Below are 2888 nucleotides of genomic sequence, written 5' to 3'. Positions count from 1 at the left end.
CCTGATCGGGGTGCTGTTCTTCTACTTCTTCGAGCAGGCGCGGGGCTTCGAGCGCGAGCAGACGTCGATCCTGCTGCTGGTCTATTTCGTAGCTGGCCTCGTCGGCGCGCCGATCTGGGCAGTGCTGGCGACGAAGATCGGAAAGCATCGGGCGCTCGCCATCGGCAGCGTCTATTTCGCGATCAGCTTCGCCGCCGCCACCCTCCTGGTCCCAGCCGGGAACTTCCCCGCGGCACTGGGGGCGATGTTCGGCACAGGCCTGGCGTTCGGCGCCGCCGACCTGCTGCTGCGGGCCATGATGGCCGATGCGGCCGACGCCATCCGTCTGGACGTTGGATCGGACCGGACCGGCCTGCTGTTCTCGATCCTGAACGCCACGTCCAAGATGGGCTACGCCGTCTCAGTGGGCGCTTTCGCGGTGCTGGAGTGGATAGGCTTCAACGCCGAGCCCGGCGCGGTCAACGACCCGGACGTGATCCTCGGCCTGCAGTGGCTGTTCATCGCCGCCCCGGTCGTGCTGCTGCTGATCTCAGCGCTGGTGCTGCGTATCTATCCGCTGACGCCCGAGAAGCACGCCGTCATCCGGGCGCAGCTGGCCGAGCGGGACGGAGAGGCCGTTTGACCCCCATCGACCGCCTCAACGCCATCATGCGGCGGCTGCGGGACCCGGTCGGCGGCTGCCCGTGGGACGTGGAGCAGACCTTCGCTACCATCGCCCCCTACACGCTGGAGGAGGCCTACGAGGTCGCCGACGCCATCGAACGCGGCGACTTCGACGAGCTGAAGAGCGAGCTGGGGGATCTGCTGTTCCAGGTCGTCTTTCACGCGCGCATGGCCGAGGAACAGGGTTTGTTCGCCTTCGACGACGTCGCGAACGCCATCGCCGACAAGCTGGAGCGGCGGCATCCGCACGTCTTCGGGGACGAGGCCGCCAAGCCCGACGGCGCCGCGCAGAAGGTCCGCTGGGAAGACATCAAGGCCGCCGAACGCGCCTCCAAACAGCAGCACGGCGTGCTCGACGACGTCCCCGTCGGCCTCCCCGCCCTCGCCCGCGCCGCCAAACTGACCAAACGCGCCGCCCGCGTCGGCTTCGACTGGCCCTCGACCGACGAGGTGTTCGACAAGCTGGATGAGGAGGTGGCGGAGCTCCGGGCCGAAATCGCCGCCGGCGACCTCGACAAGGCGCGCGACGAGATGGGGGACCTGCTGTTCGTGGTGGCCAATCTGGCGCGTAAGCTTGGGGTCGAGCCGGAGGACGCCCTGCGCGGGGCGAACGCGAAGTTCGTGCGCCGGTTCGGGTTTATTGAGACGGAGCTGTCGAAAGACGGGCGGTCGCCGGCGCAGTCGGATCTGGCGGAGATGGACGGGCTGTGGGACGCGGCGAAGGCGCGAGAAAAGGGTCCGCCATCCTAACTTGGGGCTGTATTCGCTAGCGTCGACGGTCGAAGAACTACAAGCTGCCCTGTCTCCTCCCTGTGGCGAAGCCATGGGAAGGGGGACCGCGAAGCGGTGGAGGGGTCATGACCGCGATCCTGACGGTTGAAAGAGCCTGCGACCTTCGTCGGCGGATGACTCCGCCGGAGGTGCGACTCTGGGTCTGCCTCCGCGGCAAGCGGCTCGCCGGCCTCAAATTTCGCCGCCAGCATCCGATCGGCCCATACATTCTGGACTTCTACTGCCCGTCGGCGAAGCTGGCCGTGGAAGTGGATGGGCAGAGCCACGAACATCCGGATCGCATCAAGCACGACCGTCGGCGGACCGCCTGGCTGCGTCAGCGTGAGGTCAGGGTCGTCAGGATCGCTGCCGAGGATGTCCGGCTGCATCTGGACGGCGTCGTGGATTTCATCAGACGAACCGCCATGGAGCGGCAGGTAGGCTGATACCCCTCCACCGCTTCGCGGTCCCCCTCCCCACTGCGTGGGGAGGAGACGGTCGGTGTCGTCTCCTTCCTCTTCGCGAAGCGATGGAGGGGCGCCCGACCTACCCGAATTGCCGCTCAAACCGCCCCAGCGCCGCCGGATGCAGCCGCACCGTGACATGCGTCCGGCCCTCGCCGTCCGTCTCGCGGCCCGTCACCCGGCCATTCTCGTACAGCCAGGCCAGCGCCTCGCCCTGCGACGGGTCCAGCACCAGTTCGGTTTCCGGATCGTCGTCGATCAGCCCGGCGATGGTTTCGCGCAGGGGGTCGATCCCCTCCCCGGTCCAGGCCGACACGGCCGCGGCCTTGCCCTCGCCGCGCAGCCGGTCGGCGTGATCCACGACCGACTCGCGCGCGTCGCCCTCAAGCAGGTCGATCTTGTTCCAGACCTCCAGAATCCGCCGCGCCTTTCCCTCGACCATCGGGATCTGTTTCAGCACCGCCTCCACGTCCTTCGCCTGCGCCCCCGTGTCGGGGCTGGCGATGTCGCGGACGTGCAGGATCAGGTCGGCCTCGCCGACCTCTTCCAGCGTGGCGCGAAAGCTTTCGACCAGTTCGTGCGGCAGGTCGGAGATGAAGCCGACGGTGTCGGCCACGATCGCCGGTCGCCCCTGCGGCAGGCGGATGGTGCGCTGGGTCGTGTCCAGGGTGGCGAACAGCAGGTCCTTAGCGAAGACCTCCGAACCGGTCAGGCGGTTGAACAGCGTCGACTTGCCGGCGTTGGTGTAGCCGACCAGCGCCACCGTCGGGAACGGAACCTTCTGGCGCTGCTTGCGGTGCAGGCCGCGCGTGCGCCGCACCTCCTCCAGCTCGGCCTTCAGCTTGACGTTGCGGTCGGCGATCAGGCGGCGGTCGAGCTCGATCTGGGTTTCGCCGGGGCCCCCGGTGCTGCCGGTGCCGCCGCGCTGCCGCTCCAGGTGGGTCCAGGTCCGCACCAGCCGCGAGCGCTCATAGTCCAGCCGCGCCAGCT

The 2888-nt window shown here is 68.3% G+C and carries 4 protein-coding genes; 3 read left to right on the top strand and 1 reads right to left on the bottom strand.

Annotated features, from left to right (window positions below):
- The 3 genes from VGB60_RS07055 to VGB60_RS07045 all read left to right on the top strand — a co-directional run.
- A partial coding sequence (locus tag VGB60_RS07055) for an MFS transporter (RefSeq protein WP_331037559.1) occupies positions 1-622 on the top strand: 622 nt, incomplete at its 5' end.
- Positions 619-1413, top strand: a complete 795-nt coding sequence (gene mazG, locus VGB60_RS07050; RefSeq protein ID WP_331037558.1) for a nucleoside triphosphate pyrophosphohydrolase — start codon at positions 619-621, stop codon at positions 1411-1413. The genes VGB60_RS07055 and mazG, both read left to right, overlap by 4 nt.
- Before the next feature lie 107 nt (positions 1414-1520).
- Entirely contained in the window at positions 1521-1880 is a 360-nt protein-coding gene (locus tag VGB60_RS07045) for an endonuclease domain-containing protein (protein ID WP_331037557.1), read from the top strand.
- 100 nt (positions 1881-1980) lie between these two features.
- Here VGB60_RS07045 and hflX read toward each other — a convergent pair.
- The coding region (gene hflX, locus VGB60_RS07040) for a GTPase HflX (protein ID WP_331037556.1) at positions 1981-2888 on the bottom strand (908 nt) is incomplete at its 5' end.

The organism is Brevundimonas sp. (assembly GCF_036399195.1).
Taxonomy (GTDB): domain Bacteria; phylum Pseudomonadota; class Alphaproteobacteria; order Caulobacterales; family Caulobacteraceae; genus Brevundimonas.
The sequence above is the reverse complement of the archived record's forward strand: the minus strand, read 5'-3'. Positions and strand labels throughout refer to the sequence as shown.